This window comes from Saccharopolyspora sp. NPDC002686, from assembly GCF_040295745.1.
GTDB lineage: Bacteria > Actinomycetota > Actinomycetes > Mycobacteriales > Pseudonocardiaceae > Saccharopolyspora > Saccharopolyspora oryzae.
The window spans coordinates 1-18,475 of record NZ_JBEOVY010000053.1 but is presented as its reverse complement, the minus strand read 5'-3'; the positions used below and the strand labels follow the sequence as shown (position 1 = coordinate 18,475).

Here is an 18,475-nt window from a genome sequence, read left to right as displayed (position 1 = left end):
TGCGGCGGTTGCGGTCGGCAGCGATCGACGGGTCGAGACAGTAGTCACGACAGGTCTACGTCGCTCGAAAGTGGGGCGTGAGACCGGGAAATCGGTGACCGAGTGTCTACATTTCCCACCTAAGTGATCGCTGAATAGTGGTGGTTGATCCTTCCGTAATCTCCGCCCGGGCACAGGATTTTCGGCCTGTGCAGAGAGGAGCATTGCGAGATGAAGCGCACCCTTACGGCCGCGGCCGCTGTGCTGGTCGGCGGCGCCGGTGCCGTCGGATTCGCCGGTGCTGCGAACGCCGAACCCGTTCCGATGCCGCCGGCGCCGGGGCAGCTGCCCGCCGAACTGCCCACGGACAACAACCTCGCGCAGACCGCGTTCCACGCTGCGGGGACGCTGCACTCCGCGCAGCAGACCGTCGGCGACGTGATCCCGCTGGACAAGCAGCTCACCGGTCGCAGCGGTGACCCGGTCGGCGACCTCACCGGCGGCCTCCTGGGCGGTCTGCCCGCCAAGGACCTGCTCGGCGGTCTCACCGGTGTGGCGGGCAAGTCCGGCGAGCAGTCCAACGCGGTGACCGGTCTGCCGGAGCAGCTGCTCGGCACCCTGCCGGTCGGCGACGTCGTCCCGGTCGCGCACACCATGCCCGTGGGCCGGAGCGGCGCCACCGACATGCTGCCGCCCGGCGTTGCGCCCTCGGTGGACCAGCTGAAGCCCACCACCAAGCCCGCGCAGCTGCCGCAGCAGCAGCTCCCGCAGGACGTGGACGTGGTCGGCGAGACGCTCAACGGTGTCGTGAACAGCACCCCGCTGGGCCGCGTCGGCGACCCGACCGAGGTCCTGGGCGGCGGCAGCGACGTCGTCGGCGGCCTCACCGGCAACCTGACCCAGGGCCTGCCGGTCGGCAAGGCGGCTCCGGGCGGTCTCCCGCTGGAGAAGGTCGACCCGGTGCTCCAGCAGGGGACCGAGCAGGTCGGCAACCTGGTCGCGCACGGCCCGCTCGGCGGCAACCAGCAGCTGGGCGGCTGATCCAGCACGGCGATCCGCCACGCCTCCGCCCGCGTCGGAGCGCTGAACTGCGAAGGGCGGCCCCTGAACCGCGCTGTCGGCGATCGGTAGCGCGGTCGTATGACCGGACCGGCGAGTGCGTAGCCGGTAGCGCCCCCGAATCAAGACTCGATGGCCCTCGCGAAACCCGCGGGGGCCATCGTCGTGCCCGCCCCCGTCGTGGGAGCGGAATCCGCCCAACGCTCGGTGTTCGGTTGGGCTGAACGCGTGAAGCGGCGCTGGGCCAAAAGGGTGGAGCGCCCCCGGCTCGCATCATGACCGGCGTTCTCGCGCATTTCCCCTCCGCGACGGGAGGGGACGCGATGTTGTGGTCGACGGTGGTGATCGCGGCGGGACTGGCGCTCGCCGCTCCGGGAATCCGCAGGTACTTGCGCCGACGCCGGGCGGTGTCCCGCGCGCGGACCGAACTGGCCTGGTTCTACCAGCAGCGGCCGCAGCGCGATCGGTTCACGCCGGGCAGCGGCAAGCACGCCTCGACGGTCCCGGTCGTCGTGCTGCGCCGCGTCGACGGCACCGCGCTGGGGAGGGTGCCCCGGCACCGGTGAGGCGGAAAAGGAAGTTGCTTCGCCTGTTCCAGCGGTGGATATTGGTCCTCGTCTACTAGTTGAGTGCTGCAAGCAAATATCTGGGGATGTCGGGGTGCCGCAGCGCTCCAGCCGGATTCGCACGCCGGCTCCGAACGAGGAGAACAGATGTCGGAAACGGCTGTGCCGTCAGCGCGGCCCGCGGCTTCCGCGCTCAGCCACCGCCAGATCCTGACCGTGCTCACCGGACTCCTGCTGGGGATGTTCATGGGCGCGCTCGACCAGACCATCGTCAGCTCCGCGATCCGGGTGATCGCCGACCAGCTGCACGGCCAGACCGCGCAGGCGTGGGTCACCACCGCCTACCTCATCGCCTCGACCATCACGACCCCGCTGTACGGCAAGCTCTCCGACATCTACGGCCGGAAACCGCTGTACCTGACCGCGATCTCGCTGTTCCTGGCCGGATCGCTGCTGTGCGGGATGGCTAACTCGATCTACGAGCTGGCCGCCTTCCGCGCGGTCCAGGGCCTCGGCGGCGGTGGCCTGATGTCGCTGGCGCTGACGATCATCTCGGACATGGTTCCGCCCCGGCAGCGCAGCCGCTACCAGGGCTACTTCATGGCGACCTTCGGCAGCGCCAGCGTGATCGGGCCGGTGGTCGGCGGGCTGTTCGCCGGCATGGACAGCTTCCTCGGCATCGACGGCTGGCGCTGGGTGTTCCTGGTGAACCTGCCGGTCGGGCTGGCCGCGCTGGCCGTCGTGACGAAGGTGCTCAACGTCGCCACCGAGCGCGTCCAGCACCGCATCGACTACCTGGGCGCGGCGGCGCTGGTCGTGCTTCTGGTGCCGCTGCTGACCGTCGCCGAGCAGGGGCGCGAGTGGGGTTGGCTGTCGCCGCTGTCGCTGACCATGTTCGGCGTCGGGGCGCTGGGCTTGGTGCTCTTCATGCTCGCCGAGCGGCGGATGGGGGCGGAGGCGCTGCTGCCGCTGCGGATGTTCCGGCTGCCGTCGTTCCGGATGGGCAACGTCCTCAACTTCCTGGTCGGCGTCGGCATGTTCGGCGGGCTGAGCTCGGTGCCGCTGTACCTGCAGATCGTCAAGGGCCTGAACCCGACCCAGGCCGGTCTGATGCTGCTGCCGATGACCGCCGGGATCATGATCGCCAGCGGAACGGTGGGGCAGCTGATCGCCCGCACCGGCCGGTTGAAGGTGTTCCCGATCATCGGCTCGGCGCTGATGGCCTGCTCGCTGTTCCTGTTCAGCCTGATCGAGGTGGACTCCTCGCTGGTCCAAGTGGGGGCGACGGCGCTGATGATGGGCGGCGGGCTCGGCATGCTGATGCAGACCCTGACCCTGGTGGTGCAGACCGACGCCACCCCGCGCGACCTGGGCGTGGCGACGGCGTCGGTGAACCTGTTCCGCCAGACCGGCGGCACGGTGGGCGCGGCGGCGTTCCTGTCGATCCTGTTCAGCACGGTCGGCGGCCGGATCGCGGACGCGATGCGGGCGGCGTCGTCCGCGCCGGACTTCGTCGCGGCGACGCAGGACCCGGCGGTCCGCGCGGATCCCGCGAACCAGGCCTTCCTGCAGGCGCTGCGCGACGGCCGGCCGATGGACCTGAACGACACGTCGTTCCTGCACCACCTGGACCCGCGCCTGGCCCACCCCGTCCTGGAGGGCTTCGCGAGCTCGATGAGCACGGTCTTCTTCACCGGTGGCTGCGTGGTGGTCGTGGCCTTCGCCCTGACCTGGTTCCTCAAGGACGTCCGCCTGGACTGACCCCCGCTCCACAGACTTGTCCACAGAACCCACCAGTTATCCCCAACCCTGTGGACAACTAAGCGATCAGTCCTATTTAGCCTGGTCAAAGCCCGTGAGTACTTTGGGTTGCTATAGCCCCCCAAAGTACTCACGGCCCCCGACCAGCCGAAACAAGCCATCGTCAGTCAAGCGGCGGAGCCGCTTCCAGCGGTAGACAGCTACCGCGAAGCATGGTCGGCACTGGACGGCAAGAGTCGCATGCGCCGTAGGCGCATAGCCCACCCTCGCAACCGGCACCGCCGCGGGTTCTCAGGGTTCGCCTGGCGAGGACGGCCCGACTGCCGTGTATTGGCATACATAAAGTCGGGCACCCGGAGTCCAGGCGGGCGCTGAGGTTCCGCTACCCGCACCGCCACGCAAAACGACCACCGGAATCAAGAGACCACGAAAAAGCCCTCCCACGCGCTGCTGCGGGGAGGGCTTGTTCTTGGTGCTGGGGTTCAGTGGCCGTGTTCCTTGGCCCGCTCGTAGGAGCGCTTGATCTCGGCTTCGGCCTCGACGCGGCCGACCCACGTCGCACCCTCCACGCTCTTGCCCGGCTCCAGATCCTTGTACACCTCGAAGAAGTGCTGGATCTCCAGCTTGTAGAACTCGGCGAGGTGGTGGATGTCGCGCAGGTGCTCCTGGCGCGGGTCGTCCGAGGGCACGCAGATGACCTTGTCGTCGCCGCCCTTCTCGTCCCGCATCCGGAACATGCCGATGGCGCGCGACTTGATCAGGCAGCCCGGGAAGGTCGGCTCCTGGACCAGCACCAGCGCGTCCAACGGGTCGCCGTCCTCGCCGAGGGTGTCCTCGATGAACCCGTAGTCGGCCGGGTACTGGGTGGCGGTGAACAGCGTCCGGTCGAGACGGATCCGTCCCGTCTCGTGGTCCACCTCGTACTTGTTCCGGTTCCCCTTGGGGATCTCGATCGTGACGTCGAAGTCCACGCGGTTCCTCACTCGTCTTGCGTCGGATGCAGCCGCCCGCTCCCGCGCGCGGCCACGTCTAGTGTGGACCACGGCAGCGCACCGAGCCCCACCGCAGTGCGGGAGCTCGCAATCTGGCAGTCTGGCCATCCGTCGAGGAGGAGCACGTGCCCGAACCCCAGAACAGCCGGGGTGAGGTGGCCGAATCCGACGCTGGGGCGTCGTCACCGGACAGCGAGAGCCAGAGCCGAACCGCTGCGCCGTCGCCGAACCGACCCGCGGAAGCCCCCGCCCCGGAGGCGTCGGACACCACCCCACCCGAGACCGACCGAACCGCGGATGGCAAAGCTGTGACCTCGGATGATGCCGAGAAGGCGACGGAGTCGACCGAGTCGGCGGACGACGCCGAGACCAAGCGCACGACCACCTCGTCGAAGCGCGTGTCGGGCGCGCTGGTCGACCCGGAACCCGAAGCTCCGGCGGAAGCCGAGACGGCTCGGTTGAAGACCGTCGAGAAGGCGGAGTCGAGCGGCGAACCGAGCGCATCGAAGCGCGTCGCGGGCAATCTCGAGGACGGCTCGGCTACCGACGACGCGGCTGATCAGGGTGACGTTGACGACTCGGCCGATCAGCCGGACGGCGACTCGGAGCCTGCTGCTGAGGACGACAGCGCGGCTGCCGAGACCGACGCTGCCGAGGCTGAAGCTGACGAGAAGTCCAGCGCTGCGGAGACTGAAGCCGACGAGAAGTCCGGCCCTGCGGAGACTGAAGCCGCTGACGAGAAGTCCGGGGCCGATGAGGCATCGGATGATGACGTCAGTGCTGATCAGGGCGCATCCGAGACGTCGGCGAGCGACGACGGCTCGACCGAGGAGCAGGGCACTCCGGAATCCGCTGATCAGGACGCTGCTCCCGACGAAGCCGACGGTGAGGCTGCTGCGGAGGAGACCGAAGCAGCGGATTCGACCGAATCCGACGCTGCTCAGGACGACAACACCGCCGATGAGCCGGAGTCCGCCCCGGCTGATCAGGACGGCGAGGAAGCCGCCGGGAGCGAGGCGGAAGAATCCTCCGGCGCTGAGAGCACGTCGGCTGAGAAGGAGTCCGACACCGCTTCGGAGTCCGAGGACGGCGATGCCGAGGGTGCAGTGACGTCCGGGGCTTCCGGGCGCGTCACCGGAACCGTTGACCTCAGCGACGAAGCGGACGCCGAGGCCTCCGCTGATGCGCAGGAGGAGTCGGCTGAGCAGGACGAATCCGCCGTCGACGAACCGTCCGACGACGCTGCCCCGGAAGCGGCGGACGACGAGGAACCGGCGGAGGAGCCCGCTGCCGAGTCGTCCTCCGGCGAAAAGGCGGACGAGGAGCCGGAGAACGCCGACGAGAAGTCCGATGACGCGGAGGGGGCGTCGTCGGAGGACGCCGAGCCGGCTCCGGACCAGCAGGAGTCGGCTGAGCAGTCGACCGCCGATGAGCAGGGTTCGGACACCGCTGACGGGCAGGAACCGTCCTGGCCGTCGGACGAATCGGCCCCTGCCGAGGAGCCCGAAGCCGAGAAGTCCGAGGACGACGCGGAAGCCGACGAGCAGTCGGAAGACGTCAAGTCGGAGGACGCGGAGAAAGACGGCTCCGACGAGAAGGGCGCCGAGCCGGAGAGCGCTGACGAGACGGACTCCGAGCCCGAGAGCGCTGAGAAGACGGACTCCGAGCCGGAGAGCTCCGAGGAGAAGCCGCCCGCTCCGGCCGCGCCGCCGGAGACCGCGGTCGAGCAGACCCAGCAGTTCCGGCCGATCACCGACGCGCCGCCGGTCGCCGGCGTCGAGCAGACGCAGCAGATCAGCCGGGTCGACGTCACCGGGCCGGTCGACAGCACGCAGAAGATCCCGCGCGTCCCCGGCGAGCGGCCGGTCGAGTCCACCCAGAAGATCGCCAAGATCCCCGCCGAGTCGGAGGTGGAGCGGACCACCCGCCTCGAGCTCTCCGACCTGCGCGCCCCGGCGGATCCGGGTCCGGCGACGCAGCGGATCCCGGTGGTGCCGCCGGTCGCACCGGCCGAGCAGACCCAGCAGTTCGCCCGCCCGGACTTCGACGCCCCGCGCACGGCGTCCGCCGCGGACTTTGCCGGCCTGAACGCCCCGACCGCGCCCACGAACGGCCTGGAGGTCCCGGCCGCTTCGCCGGAGGACTTCGCCGGTCTCACGGCCCCGCACGCCAAGCCGTCGCAGGGCCTGACCCCGCCCGCCGCTTCGCCCGACGACTTCGCCGGGATGACCGCGCCGCGGGCGGAGCCCGAGCGCATCGAGCCCACGGCTTCGCCGGAGGACTTCGCGGGCCTCACCGCACCGCGCGCCCAGCCGCAGCACATCGGGCCAGTCCCGGAGCCGCCGCGGGCCGCAGCGCCGCCGAAGCGGAGCCGCAAGGGCCTGATCGCGGTCGCGGCGGTGCTCGTCGTGCTGCTCGGCGCGGGCATCGGCTTCGGCCCGCAGGTGGTCGACGCGCTGATGAAGGCGCAGATCGCCGACGCGCCACCGCCGGTCCGGCTCAACCCGCAGATCAAGCCGCTCGGCCAGGACGCGCCGGAGCCCACAAGGTCCGGGCTCGACGCCGCGCTCGCCGGCCCGCTGGCCAACCCCGCGCTGGGCACCCTCGCTGGTGTCGTGAAGGACGCCCGGACCGGGCAGGTGCTGTGGGAGCGGAACACCGGCCAGGCACTCGTTCCGGCGTCGACCGGCAAGCTGCTCGCGATGAGCGCCGCGCTGCTCGTCCTCGACCACGACCAGCGGCTGACCACCAAGGTGGTGCGCGGCAGCCAGCCGGGCAGCGTGGTGCTGGTCGGCGGCGGTGACGTGACGCTGTCGACGCTGCCGCCCGGTCAGGAGTCGGTGTACCCCGGGGCCGCCCGGTTCGACGACCTGATCGACCAGGTGCGGGCCGCGACCGGCGGGAACGTGACGTCGGTGCAGGTCGACACCAGCCGGTACACCGGTCCGGCCCTCGCCCCGGGCTGGCTCCCGGAGGACGTGGGCATGGGCATGATGGCGCCGATGGAGCCGGTGATGCTCAACGGCGGCCGCAACGACCCGACCCAGGACTACAGCCCGCGCACCAACGAGCCGGCGATGCAGGCCGCGCAGCGGTTGGCCGACAAGCTCGGCGCGACGCAGGTCTCGAAGGGGTCGGCGCCGCCGAACGCGGAGGTCCTCGGCCACGTCGAGTCGCCGACGGTGCAGCAGATGGTCGACACCGCGATGCTGCACTCGGACAACATGCTCGCCGAGGTGCTCGCGCGCGAGGTGGCCGTCGCCACCGGCGCTGATCCGTCGTTCGAGGGGGCGACGAAGGCGGTGCACGACGTGCTGGCGAAGCACGGCTTCGACCTCAACGGCACCACCATGTCCGACGGCAGCGGGCTGTCGGTGCACGACAGGACCACGCCGAAGCTGCTCGGCGAGCTGCTGAGCTCGGCGACCACCACGGCCAGCCCGGAGGGCGGGCTGCCCCCGGACGCCGCGAAGCTGCGGGGCCTGCTGTCGGGCATGCCGATCGCGGGCGGCACCGGAAGCCTGCGGGACCGCTACACCGGCAGCGACGGCCGCGGCTGGGTGCGGGCGAAGACCGGCACCCTCGACGGGGTCAACAGCCTGGCGGGCACGGTCGTGACCAAGGACGGCAGGCTGCTGGTGTTCGCGCTGATGTCCAACGGCCCGAGCTCGGCCGAAGACGGCCGCCGAGCCCTGGACGGGGTCACCGGTGCGCTCCGTGAATGCGGCTGCGGCTGACTGCCCGAAAGTGAGGTATCAGCGGGCTCGGCAGGCGGGTACGGTCGGTCGTGTGAACGCGCGACCCTCCACCTTGCCCGTTTCCAACAGCTCGGCTGCGGAGCATCGGGCGCTGGACTGGAACGTCGCCGTCGCGACTGCGGTCCGGTTGATGAAGCCTGGTCCGGAGGTGCCGCGGGCGGAGGCCGAGCACGCGGTCCGCTCGTTGCGGCGGTTCAGCGTCGATGCCGAGAGCCACGTCCGCGAGCTGACCGGTCTCGGCCAGGACCTGCCGATCATCGCCGGTGACGTCGTGGACCGCCCGGCTTGGGTGCGCGGGGCCGCGCACGGCCTGGCCACCCTGACCGACGCCGCGCTGTCCTCCGCCGACGCCCGCATGCAGCGCGCCAGCGACCTGTTCGGCGGGTTGAGCGCGCGCGGCGCCGGGGTGCAGGCCGGGCTCGTGCTGGCCTACCTCGGCGGCAAGGTGCTGGGGCAGTTCGACCCGTACGGCGAGTCCGGAGTCGCCGGCCAGCGTGGCAGCCTGCTGCTGGTGGCGCCGAACATCGTCGCGGCGCAGCGCTCCCTCGGCGTTCCGGCCGATGACTTCTCGATGTGGGTGTGCCTGCACGAGTCCACGCACCGCCTGCAGTTCAACGCGGTCCCGTGGCTGCGCGAGCACTTCACCGAGAGCCTGGGCATCCTGCTCTCCGAGATGGAGGGCACCACCGGCGAGCTGCTGAGCAGGTTGCCGACGATCCTGCGGGAAGCCCGTGCGGCCCGCTCCAGTGATTCCAGCCCGGGCGTGCTCGGCGTGATCGAGCTGCTCCAGACGCCGCAGCAGCGGCTCGCGCTGGACCGGATCATCGCGATCTCCACGCTGCTGGAGGGCCACGCCGACCACGTGATGGACGCGGTGGGCCCGCAGGTGGTGCCGAGCGTGGCGACGATCCGCAACCGCTTCACCGAACGCCGCAAGGGCGGCGGCCTGCTGGACCGCCTGCTGCGCAGCCTCCTCGGCGTGGACGCCAAGATCCGCCAGTACGCCCAGGGCGCGGCGTTCACCCGCCACGTGGTGGACGAGGTCGGCATGACCGGCTTCAACGCGGTCTGGACCTCGCCGGACCACCTGCCGACCCGCGCCGAGATCAGCGACCCCGCCGCCTGGATCCGCCGGATCCACGGCTGACGCCGCCCGCTCCGCGGGTCCGTCGCCTCCGGCGGGAGAATGGCGGCGTGCCGCCGCCTCCCGCCGTCAGCGCCGTCCGAGGCGCCGTCCGGCGCTTGCTCGGCTCCGCCGAGGCCGCGCCGTTCCGGGGCGCTCCGCTGGTCGTCGCGTGCTCCGGCGGCGCCGACTCGCTGGCGCTCGCCGCTGCCGCCTCGCACGCCGCCCGCCACGCGGGCGTCCCGTTGCACGGCCTGGTGGTGGATCACGGGCTCCAGGTCGGCTCCGCCGACGTCGCCGCTCGCGCTGCCGAGCAGCTCACCGAGCTCGGTGCCGTCGCAGAGGTGATCGAGGTCGAGGTGGAGGGCTCCGGCGGTCCCGAGGCCGCCGCGCGTCGCGCGCGCTACCGGGCGCTGCGCGAACGGCGTCCGCCCGGTTCGCTCGTCCTGCTCGGGCACACCCTCGACGACCAGGCGGAAACCGTGCTGCTCGGGTTGGGGCGGGGTTCCGGGGCGCGATCGATCGCCGGGATGCGGCCGGTGGATCCGCCGTGGGCGCGGCCGTTCCTGGGCGTGCGGCGGGCGACCACCGAGGAGGTGTGCCGGGAGCTCGGGCTCGAACCCTGGCGGGATCCGCACAACGCAGATGCCCGGTTCACCCGTGTGCGGTTGCGCACAGAAGTTCTTCCGCTGATGGACGACGTCCTGCAAGGCGGCGTTCGCGAGGCGTTAACCCGGACCGCGCAGCAGCTGCGCGAGGACGCCGACGCGCTGGACGAGCTGGCCGCCGCCGAGCGCGGTCGGGTGGAGGTCGGTGATGGGCTGGATGCGTTGGCACTGCGGGAAATTCCGGCCGCGCTGCGCCGTCGCGTGGTGAAGGAGTGGCTGCTGGACCGGGGCGTCCCGGAGCTCACCGATGCGCACCTCCGGGCGGCCGACGCGCTGCTCACCGATTGGCGCGGACAGGGCGGGCCGAGGTTGCCGGGTGACTTTGTGCTTCGCCGTGCGCATGGCACGCTTCAAGTCGTAGCCGCGGGTCGCAAGCCGCCGAATGGCTGACGGGCGCCGCGTTGTCGAGACCGGGGCGTGCAGCGCCGGGGGAACTGTCTCATCGCCGAAGAGGGGAAGCCGGGCCGTGTACGACGGCGACATTGCGTCAGTGCTCATCAGCGAGCAGCAGATCAAGGACAAGGTCACCGAGCTGGCCAAGCAGGTCGACGAGGACTACCAGGACGTCGGTGGCGATCTGCTGCTGGTGGGAGTCCTCAAGGGCGCGGTCATGTTCATGACCGACTTCGCCCGGGCCCTGCCGCAGCCCGCCCAGCTCGAGTTCATGGCGGTCAGCTCGTACGGTTCCTCGACCTCGTCGTCCGGCGTGGTGCGGATCCTCAAGGACCTGGACCGCGACATCGCCAACCGGCACGTGCTGATCGTCGAGGACATCATCGATTCGGGTCTGACGCTGTCCTGGCTGCTCAAGAACCTGAGCTCGCGCAACCCCGCCTCCCTGGAGGTGTGCACGCTGCTGCGCAAGCCCGACGCGGTCCAGGTCGACCTGCCGGTCAAGTACGTCGGCTTCGACATCCCCAACGAGTTCGTCGTCGGCTACGGCCTCGACTACGCCGAGCGCTACCGAGACCTTCCTTACATCGGCTCGCTCGATCCCAAGGTCTACACCTCGGGCGTCTGACGCCTGGAACACGCCTGTCCGGTTCGCCCCTCCTGGCCCACGCGGGCGGGGCGACCGGATACGCTGTTCATCCTGTGTCGGGCGCGGCGTGGTCGGGCCCGCACATCGGCCGGTACGCTGGTCTGAAGGGGTTGACGGCCAGGGCTAACTGTGCCTGCCGAGCAGTCGTCGCCCGAAGTGACAGTCAGGGAGGGTCGAGGCCGCCCGTCGGCCGCAAGTGAATGGACCGAAAGCGCCTGCTCCGCAACCCGCTGCTGTGGATCCTCATCGCATTCTTGTTGATCTTGTCCTTCAACGTGCTCTTCGACGAGACGCGCGCCTACCGCGAAGTCTCCACGTCGCAGGCGCTCGAGCAGATCGCTCAGGGCAAGGTCAAGGAAGCGACGATCGAGGACAAGGAGCAGCGGGTCCGGCTGACCCTGAATGACGGCCAGAACTTCGACGGCAGCTCCCAGCTGATCGCGCAGTACCCGGCCGGGGCCACCGACCAGGTGGTCAACGAGATCCGCAACGCGCACGTCCCGACCTGGAACACCAAGGTCTCCCAGGACTCGTTCTGGGTGCAGATGCTGTTCTACCTGGTGCCCATCGGCCTGCTTGTGCTGCTGCTGATGTGGATGATGAACAACGTCCAGGGCGGCGGCAACCGCGTCCTGAACTTCGGCAAGTCCAAGGCCAAGCAGCTCACCAAGGACATGCCCAAGACGCTGTTCACCGACGTCGCGGGTGCCGACGAGGCCGTCGAGGAACTGCACGAGATCAAGGACTTCCTGCAGAACCCCGGCCGCTACCAGGCCCTCGGCGCGAAGATCCCGAAGGGCGTCCTGCTCTACGGCCCGCCCGGTACCGGTAAGACGCTGCTCGCGCGCGCTGTCGCCGGTGAGGCCGGCGTGCCGTTCTACTCGATCTCCGGTTCCGACTTCGTCGAGATGTTCGTCGGTGTCGGTGCCTCCCGCGTGCGCGATCTGTTCGAGCAGGCCAAGCAGAACGCGCCGTGCATCATCTTCGTCGACGAGATCGACGCGGTCGGCCGTCAGCGGGGCGCCGGTCTCGGCGGCGGTCACGACGAGCGGGAGCAGACCCTCAACCAGCTGCTGGTCGAGATGGACGGCTTCGACTCGCGCGGCGGCATCATCCTGATCGCCGCCACCAACCGCCCGGACATCCTGGACCCGGCGCTGCTGCGCCCGGGCCGCTTCGACCGGCAGATCCCGGTGTCCGCGCCGGACCTGCGCGGTCGCCGCGCGATCCTCGGCGTGCACTCCAAGGGCAAGCCGCTGGCCCAGGACGTCGACATGGAGAGCCTGGCCAAGCGCACCGTCGGCTTCTCCGGTGCCGACCTGGAGAACGTGGTCAACGAGGCCGCGCTGCTCACCGCCCGCGAGAACGGCCAGCTGATCACCGCCGCGGCGATGGAGGAAGCCGTCGACCGCGTGGTCGGTGGTCCGCGCCGCAAGAGCAAGATCGTCTCCGAACGGGACAAGAAGATCACCGCCTACCACGAGGGCGGGCACGCGCTCGCCGCGTGGGCGATGTCCGACCTGGAGCCGGTCTACAAGCTGACGATCCTGCCGCGCGGTCGCACCGGCGGGCACGCCCTCGTCGTCCCCGAGGACGACAAGGACATGATGACCCGCTCGGAGATGATCGCCCGCCTGGTGTTCGCGCTGGGTGGCCGCTCCGCCGAGGAGCTGGTCTTCCACGAGCCGACCACCGGTGCGTCCAGCGACATCGAGCAGGCCACCAAGATCGCCCGCGCGATGGTCACCGAGTACGGCATGACCGCCCGCCTGGGCGCGGTGAAGTACGGCAAGGAGGAGGGCGACCCGTTCCTCGGGCGCACCGCCGGCCAGCAGCCGAACTACTCGCTCGAGGTCGCGCACGAGATCGACGAGGAGGTGCGCCGCCTCATCGAGGCCGCGCACACCGAGGCGTGGGAGGTGCTCAACACCTACCGCGACGTGCTCGACGACCTCGTGCTGGAGCTCATCGACAAGGAGACGCTGAACCGCAAGGACCTGGAGCGGATCTTCGCCCGCGTGGAGAAGCGGCCCAGGATCACCGCGTTCAACGACTTCGCCGGTCGCACCCCGTCGGACAAGCCGCCGATCAAGACCCCCGGCGAGCTGGCCAAGGAGCGCGGCGAGCCGTGGCCCCCGGTCAAGGAGGAGCCGACCCCGGCGCCGTCGGCGATCGGTGCGGGCGACCAGAACGGCGCCCAGCCGAGCCACGGTCAGCAGGAGCCGACCCCGGCCGGCGCCGGTGCGAACCAGGGCACGGTGCAGATCCAGCAGCCGCAACCCCCGCAGCAGCAGGGCCAGGCCCCGCAGGCGGTGCCGCCGAACTACGGCGCCCCGCCCGGGTGGACCCCGGCGACGACGCCGTCGGGCTCCAGCTACTCCGGCGGTCAGAGCCAGTACAACTGGACGCCGTCCTGGGAGCGCGGCTCGCAGCAGTCCGAGCCCCCGGCGGCGCCGGAGCACGGCGAGCAGCAGGCCGAGGAGGCTCCGCGCTCGGAGGGGCCGGATTCGGCCCAGGACAACGGCAGCGGCACCAACCGCTGATACTGGCTCTCCAGCCAGTGGAGGAAAGCAGAATTGACCAGTTCGGTCGACGAGCCGATCGGGGCGGGAGGCGACTCCCGTCCCGACGGCTCTTTCCACATCCCCCAGTTCGACCAGGACCGCGCTGAAGCCGCGGTGCGGGAACTGCTCCTCGCAGCAGGTGAGGACCCGGACCGGGAAGGTCTCCGCGACACCCCCGCCCGAGTCGCCCGCGCCTACCGCGAGCTGTTCGCCGGGCTCTACACGAACCCGGACGAGGTCCTGGACAAGACCTTCGACGAGGCCCACGAGGAACTCGTCCTGGTCCGCGACATCCCGGTGTACTCAAACTGCGAGCACCACCTGCTGCCGTTCCACGGGTACGCGCACGTCGGGTACATCCCGAACGAGCGGGGGCGGGTGACCGGGCTGTCCAAGCTGGCGCGGCTGGTCGACCTCTACGCCAAGCGCCCGCAGGTGCAGGAGCGGCTGACCTCGCAGGTCGCCGACGCGCTGGTGCGCAGGCTGGAGCCGCGCGGGGTGATCGTGGTGATCGACGCCGAGCACCTGTGCATGGGCATGCGCGGCGTCCGCAAGGCCGGTTCCACCACCACGACGTCCGCGGTGCGCGGCCAGTTCCGCGACTCGGCGTCCTCGCGCTCCGAGGCGTTGTCGCTGATCAGGGGACGCTGATGCATCCGCGGTTGCCGAACCCGCCGCGCTGCGCGGTGATGGGCGTGCTGAACGTGACGCCGGATTCGTTCTCCGACGGCGGGCGCTACCTGGACCGCGACGCGGCCATCGCGCACGGCGTCGAGATGCACCGGATGGGCGCCGACATCATCGACGTGGGCGGGGAGTCGACCCGGCCCGGATCCGAGCGCGTCGACCCGGCGACCGAGATCGAGCGGGTGCTGCCCGTGGTCCGCGAGCTGGTCGGTGCAGGCGTCCCGGTCAGCGTCGACACCACCCGCGCCAAGGTCGCCGCGGCGACCGCGGAGGCCGGTGCCGCGGTGATCAACGACGTGTCCGGCGGGTTGGCCGATCCGGACATGGCGCACGTCGCCGCCGACACCGGGCTGCCGTGGGTGCTGATGCACTGGCGCGGCCACAGCAAGGGCATGAACGACCTCGCGGTCTACTCCGACGTGGTCGGAGAGGTGCGCGACGAACTGCTGCGGCAGGTCGACGTCGCGTTGGGGGCGGGCGTCGCCGAGGAAGCGATCGTGCTGGACCCGGGTCTGGGCTTCGCCAAGACCGGGCAGCACGACTGGCAGCTCCTGCAGCGGCTGGAGGTCTTCGTCGAGCTGGGCTTTCCGGTGCTGGTCGGGGCTTCCCGCAAGCGGTTCCTGGGACGGCTGCTGGCCGACGGCGAAGGCACCCCGCGCCCGCCCGCCGGGCGCGAGACCGCGACCGCGGTGGTGTCGGCGCTGGCCGCCGACCGCGGGGCCTGGGGCGTCCGGGTGCACGACGTGCGGCAATCGTTGGACGCCGTCGCGGTGACCGCCGCGTGGCGCAGCGGAGGGGAGTTCGGTGGCTGACCGGATCACGTTGACCGGCCTGAAGGTTCGCGGCAACCACGGGGTCTTCGACCACGAGAAGCGCGACGGGCAGGACTTCTTCGTCGACATCACGGTCTGGATCGACCTCGGCGAGGCCGCGGCCACCGACGACCTGGCGAAGACGATGCACTACGGCGAGCTGGCCGAGCGCGCGGCGGCGATCGTGGCCGGGCCGTCGAAGGACCTGATCGAAGCGGTGGCGGGCGAGATCGCCGACGACGTGATGACCGACGAGCGGGTGCACGCCGCGGAGGTCACCATCCACAAGCCGAGCGCGCCGATCCCGCTGACCTTCGCCGACGTGGCGGTGACCATCCGCCGCTCCCGCCGGGGCGGCCGCGGTCGCGCGGTCGGGGAGTGAGCGGGATGAGCAGGGCGGTGCTCTCGCTGGGGTCGAACCTCGGGGATCGGCTCAGCTTCCTCAAGCTCGCCGTCGACGGGTTCGCCGACGTGCTGGTCGCGGCCTCGCCGGTGTACGAGACCGCGCCGTGGGGCGTCACCGACCAGCCGGACTTCCTCAACGCGGTCCTGGTCGTGGAGTCCCCGGAGTTCGACGAGTGGGGCTGGCTGCGCCGCGGCCAGCAGCTGGAGCAGCAGGCGGAACGGCGGCGCGAGCAGCGCTGGGGCCCGCGCACCCTGGACGTCGACGTGGTCACTGTGGACGGTGTCCGCAGCGAGGACCCGGAACTCCTGCTCCCGCACCCGGGAACGCCTAGTCGTGCGACGGTGCTGATCCCGTGGCTGGCGATCGACCCCGACGCGGAGCTCCCGGGTCACGGCCGGGTCGCCGAACTCCTGAAAGCCCTGCCGGACGACGAGATCGCCGACGTCCACCTCCGCGAGGACCTCACCCTCACCTGAAGCCCGGCCTGCTAACTTCCCGTGAGCACTTTCTGGGCCTATAGCACCAGAAAGTGCTCACGGGGCTTGAGCAGCGCGGACTTCCGCTACCGGGCGGACGCGCGGAGGGCGGTGGCCAGCCAGCGGGTCGCCTCGTCGGTGACCGGGTGCTGCGGCCAGCCGTTGATGATGGCCAGGAGCTCCCAGTAGCGGGACATCCGCCCGTCGTGCTCCTCGTAGTAGGCGGCCATCTCGCGGCGGAACTCCGGCGTGTCCGGCTTTCCCCACTCCTCGGTGGCCAGCCCCATCAGCCGATCGGTCAGCGCCTCGGCCTCGGCGCTGTCCGGCGCGGTCCCGGACTCGGCGGAGGCCTTCGCCTCGTCGGTGATCGCCCACCACTTGGGCGCGTCGGCGTGGTCGATCATCTTCTCGCCGGCTTCGCGGCGGTTCGCGTGCTCCTGGTAGAGCGCCCGCACCGCGCGCCGGAAGTCCTGGTCCTGCACCAGTTCGGCGAGTTCGAGCCAGGCCTCCAGCTGCTCGGTGCTCGGGTCGTCGGGCAGGTTCGGCTTCGCAGAGCGCATCCACTCGGTGAAGCCCGGGGTCACGTTCAGCTCCGCGCTGACCTCGTCCCAGAACTCGTCGATGAGCCGGTTGCGCTCCTCGTCGGGCATCTTCGCCAGTTCCTGCATGAGTCGTACCTCCTCGGTCGAACGGTCGAGCTTGACCACCGCCCGCAGCACGGCCCGGCGGGTCCGCAGCACGCGCATCTGCTCCTCCAGCAGCCCGAGGTGGGCGCTGGCCAGCTGAGCGAGCGTCGTCTCGCGGGCGAGCACCCGCTTCACCTCGTCCAGCCCGGCGCCCAGTTCGCGCAGCGTGCGAACCAGTTCCAGGCGGCTGACGGCGGTCACGTCGTACTGGCGGTAACCGGCCGCGGTGCGGTCGGTGGGCGGCACCACGCCGGTGTCGGAGTAGAACCGGATCGTCTTCACCGTCAGTCCGGTGCGACGGGCCAGTTCGCCGATCGTGTAGCGCGCGGTGTCGTTCACGTCGTCCACCTTCGACCCTCCTGTCGGGGGAGACTCAAGGCGATTTTCGCCCGGAACTCCTGCGGTGGCGATCAGGTGGGATCCTGGAGCCGTGGCACCGCGAGGAGCAGAGCGCATGACCTTCACCAAACCCGGTCAGCTGATCGCCAACGGAGTGGCGGCGGCGGTCGTGATCTTCCTGCTCACCCGGATCACCTACGGGGACCTGCCGCGGTTGCCGCAGCTGGCCGGGGCGACCCTGCTGCTGATCGCGCTGGTCGACCTGGTCCTGGCGCTGGTCATGCGTCCGCGCGTGAAGCGCCGGCCGGGCACCGAGCCGCTGGACGGGCCGACGGCGGCGCGCGCGGTGGCGCTGGCCAAGGCGTCCTCGATGGCGGGCGCGATCATGGCCGGGGTGTGGATCGGGCTCGGCGCCTACCTGCTGCCGATCGTCGGAACCGTGGAGGCGGCGCAGGGCGACATGGTCGCCGCGGTGATCGGCCTGGTGAGCGCGGCTGCGCTGATCGCGGCGGGCTTGTGGCTGGAGCACTGCCTGCGCAATCCCGACGAGCCCGAAGAGCCTTACGACGACGAGGACTGAGCGTTGCCGACGCGCTCCGGTGTGTCGTGCTGGACGTCCCGCTGACCGCGGGAGCGGGGCGTCGGATCGGGGTGAAAGTGCCCTCTCCCAGCGGGTTTGGCGTGCTTTAGCGGGCTCGGGTTCGGCCGTTCGGAGGCGGGTGGCGTGCGCCACTGCGACCAATGTGGAGTCGCGTTGCTCGCCTTCAGGTCTCGAACTGATAACCGCCCGGTACCGTGGTGGGCATGTCCGACCGCGGCAGTACCGAGACCGAATCCCGCGCAGGCGGCTCGACCGCCTTGTGGGTCGGCGCGCTCGTGCTCGCCGCGGCCGCCACCGCAGTGCTGGTCATCAGCAGCGACGCCCGCCTGCTGCGGTTGGGCCTGGTCGCCGCGCTGTGGTCGGCGCTGATCGGAGCGTTCGCGGTCGCCCGGCTGCGCAACCGGGTCGCCCAGGACGAGAAGCTCGCCGAGGACCGGCAGCGGATCTACGAGCTCGAACTGGAGCGGGAGATCGCTGCGCGCCGCGAGTTCGAGCTGGAGGTGGAGGCCGAGGCCCGCCGAAAGGCGGCCGAGGAGTCCGACGGCGAGCTGAAGGCGCTGCAAGCGGAGCTGCAGCGGCTGCGGACCAGCCTGGAGCAGGTGCTCGGCGGTGACGTGCTGTTCGAGCGGGTCGCGCTGCGCGCCGAATCCACCCGCGTCCGGTCGTTGGGCGAGAACAGCAGCAAGTTCGAAGGCCAGCTCGTCCAGGCCCCGCAGGGCCGGGAGCTGCCCGCCGCGCAGCCCCAGAACACCGAGCTGATCAGCAGGCTCTCCGGCGAGGAGCCGCCGCGCGAGGAACCGCGGCCGAAGCAGCACCCGAAGCCGCACCCGCGCCTCAAACCGCAAGCCGCGCAGGCGCACCCGTCACGCCCGCGCCCGGTCCGCCCGCCGGAGAGGACCAACCACGAGCCGCCGCAGCGCGCCCCGGAGCCCCCGAAGGCGCCGGCTCCGGCGCCC

The 18,475-nt window shown here is 70.8% G+C and carries 16 protein-coding genes; 14 read left to right on the top strand and 2 right to left on the bottom strand.

Features of this window, described 5'->3' with window-relative positions:
• The first annotated feature begins 210 nt into the window (after positions 1-210).
• From ABTZ89_RS09980 to ABTZ89_RS09970, 3 genes are all read left to right on the top strand, one after another.
• A complete protein-coding gene (locus tag ABTZ89_RS09980) occupies positions 211-1,020 on the top strand; it encodes a hypothetical protein (RefSeq protein WP_351042453.1) in 810 nt (269 codons plus the stop codon).
• 341 nt (positions 1,021-1,361) lie between these two features.
• A complete protein-coding gene (locus ABTZ89_RS09975) occupies positions 1,362-1,604 on the top strand; it encodes a hypothetical protein (protein ID WP_351042450.1) in 243 nt (80 codons plus the stop codon).
• 147 nt (positions 1,605-1,751) lie between these two features.
• Positions 1,752-3,365, top strand: coding sequence for an MDR family MFS transporter (locus ABTZ89_RS09970; protein ID WP_351042447.1), 1,614 nt, complete (start codon positions 1,752-1,754; stop codon positions 3,363-3,365).
• 482 nt (positions 3,366-3,847) lie between these two features.
• On the opposite strand, the gene ABTZ89_RS09965 is transcribed toward ABTZ89_RS09970, so the two are convergent.
• A complete protein-coding gene (locus ABTZ89_RS09965; protein ID WP_270947369.1) occupies positions 3,848-4,336 on the bottom strand; it encodes an inorganic diphosphatase in 489 nt (162 codons plus the stop codon).
• A gap of 329 nt (positions 4,337-4,665) precedes the next feature.
• Here ABTZ89_RS09965 and dacB point away from each other — a divergent pair, with 329 nt between their 5' ends.
• From dacB to folK, 9 genes are all read left to right on the top strand, one after another.
• Entirely contained in the window at positions 4,666-8,094 is a 3,429-nt protein-coding gene (gene dacB / locus ABTZ89_RS09960) for a D-alanyl-D-alanine carboxypeptidase/D-alanyl-D-alanine endopeptidase (RefSeq protein ID WP_351042443.1), read from the top strand.
• 52 nt (positions 8,095-8,146) lie between these two features.
• On the top strand, positions 8,147-9,262 hold the full coding sequence (locus tag ABTZ89_RS09955; RefSeq protein ID WP_270947367.1) for an Rv3626c family coenzyme F420 biosynthesis-associated protein: 1,116 nt from the start codon (positions 8,147-8,149) through the stop codon (positions 9,260-9,262).
• 47 nt (positions 9,263-9,309) lie between these two features.
• Positions 9,310-10,296 carry a tRNA lysidine(34) synthetase TilS gene (gene tilS / locus ABTZ89_RS09950; protein ID WP_351042440.1) on the top strand — a complete coding sequence of 329 codons (987 nt, stop codon included), beginning with the start codon at positions 9,310-9,312 and terminating at the stop codon, positions 10,294-10,296.
• A 76-nt stretch (positions 10,297-10,372) separates the two neighbouring features.
• The gene (gene hpt / locus ABTZ89_RS09945; protein ID WP_270947365.1) at positions 10,373-10,927 is read left to right on the top strand and encodes a hypoxanthine phosphoribosyltransferase; all 555 of its coding nucleotides are present in this window, start codon (positions 10,373-10,375) and stop codon (positions 10,925-10,927) included.
• Between the two features lie 221 nt (positions 10,928-11,148).
• Complete coding sequence (gene ftsH, locus ABTZ89_RS09940; protein ID WP_351042435.1) at positions 11,149-13,491, top strand: ATP-dependent zinc metalloprotease FtsH; 2,343 nt, start codon at positions 11,149-11,151, stop codon at positions 13,489-13,491.
• A gap of 57 nt (positions 13,492-13,548) precedes the next feature.
• Entirely contained in the window at positions 13,549-14,163 is a 615-nt protein-coding gene (gene folE, locus ABTZ89_RS09935) for a GTP cyclohydrolase I FolE (RefSeq protein ID WP_351042473.1), read from the top strand.
• On the top strand, positions 14,163-15,011 hold the full coding sequence (gene folP / locus ABTZ89_RS09930) for a dihydropteroate synthase (protein ID WP_351042432.1): 849 nt from the start codon (positions 14,163-14,165) through the stop codon (positions 15,009-15,011). Before folE ends, folP begins: the two co-directional genes overlap by 1 nt.
• Positions 15,004-15,393 (top strand): dihydroneopterin aldolase, encoded by a 390-nt coding sequence (gene folB / locus ABTZ89_RS09925; RefSeq protein ID WP_270947362.1) that lies wholly within the window; start codon positions 15,004-15,006, stop codon positions 15,391-15,393. The genes folP and folB overlap by 8 nt, the downstream gene beginning before the upstream one ends.
• 5 nt (positions 15,394-15,398) lie before the next feature.
• Entirely contained in the window at positions 15,399-15,893 is a 495-nt protein-coding gene (gene folK, locus ABTZ89_RS09920) for a 2-amino-4-hydroxy-6-hydroxymethyldihydropteridine diphosphokinase (RefSeq protein WP_270947361.1), read from the top strand.
• An 86-nt stretch (positions 15,894-15,979) separates the two neighbouring features.
• Here folK and ABTZ89_RS09915 read toward each other — a convergent pair whose 3' ends face one another.
• A complete protein-coding gene (locus ABTZ89_RS09915; RefSeq protein ID WP_270947510.1) occupies positions 15,980-16,918 on the bottom strand; it encodes a MerR family transcriptional regulator in 939 nt (312 codons plus the stop codon).
• A gap of 115 nt (positions 16,919-17,033) precedes the next feature.
• On the opposite strand from ABTZ89_RS09915, the gene ABTZ89_RS09910 reads away from it, so the two are divergent.
• On the top strand, positions 17,034-17,498 hold the full coding sequence (locus tag ABTZ89_RS09910; RefSeq protein WP_351042428.1) for a DUF3180 domain-containing protein: 465 nt from the start codon (positions 17,034-17,036) through the stop codon (positions 17,496-17,498).
• 224 nt (positions 17,499-17,722) lie between these two features.
• Positions 17,723-18,475 (top strand): DUF6779 domain-containing protein (locus tag ABTZ89_RS09905; protein ID WP_351042425.1); only part of this gene is annotated, 753 nt, incomplete at its 3' end.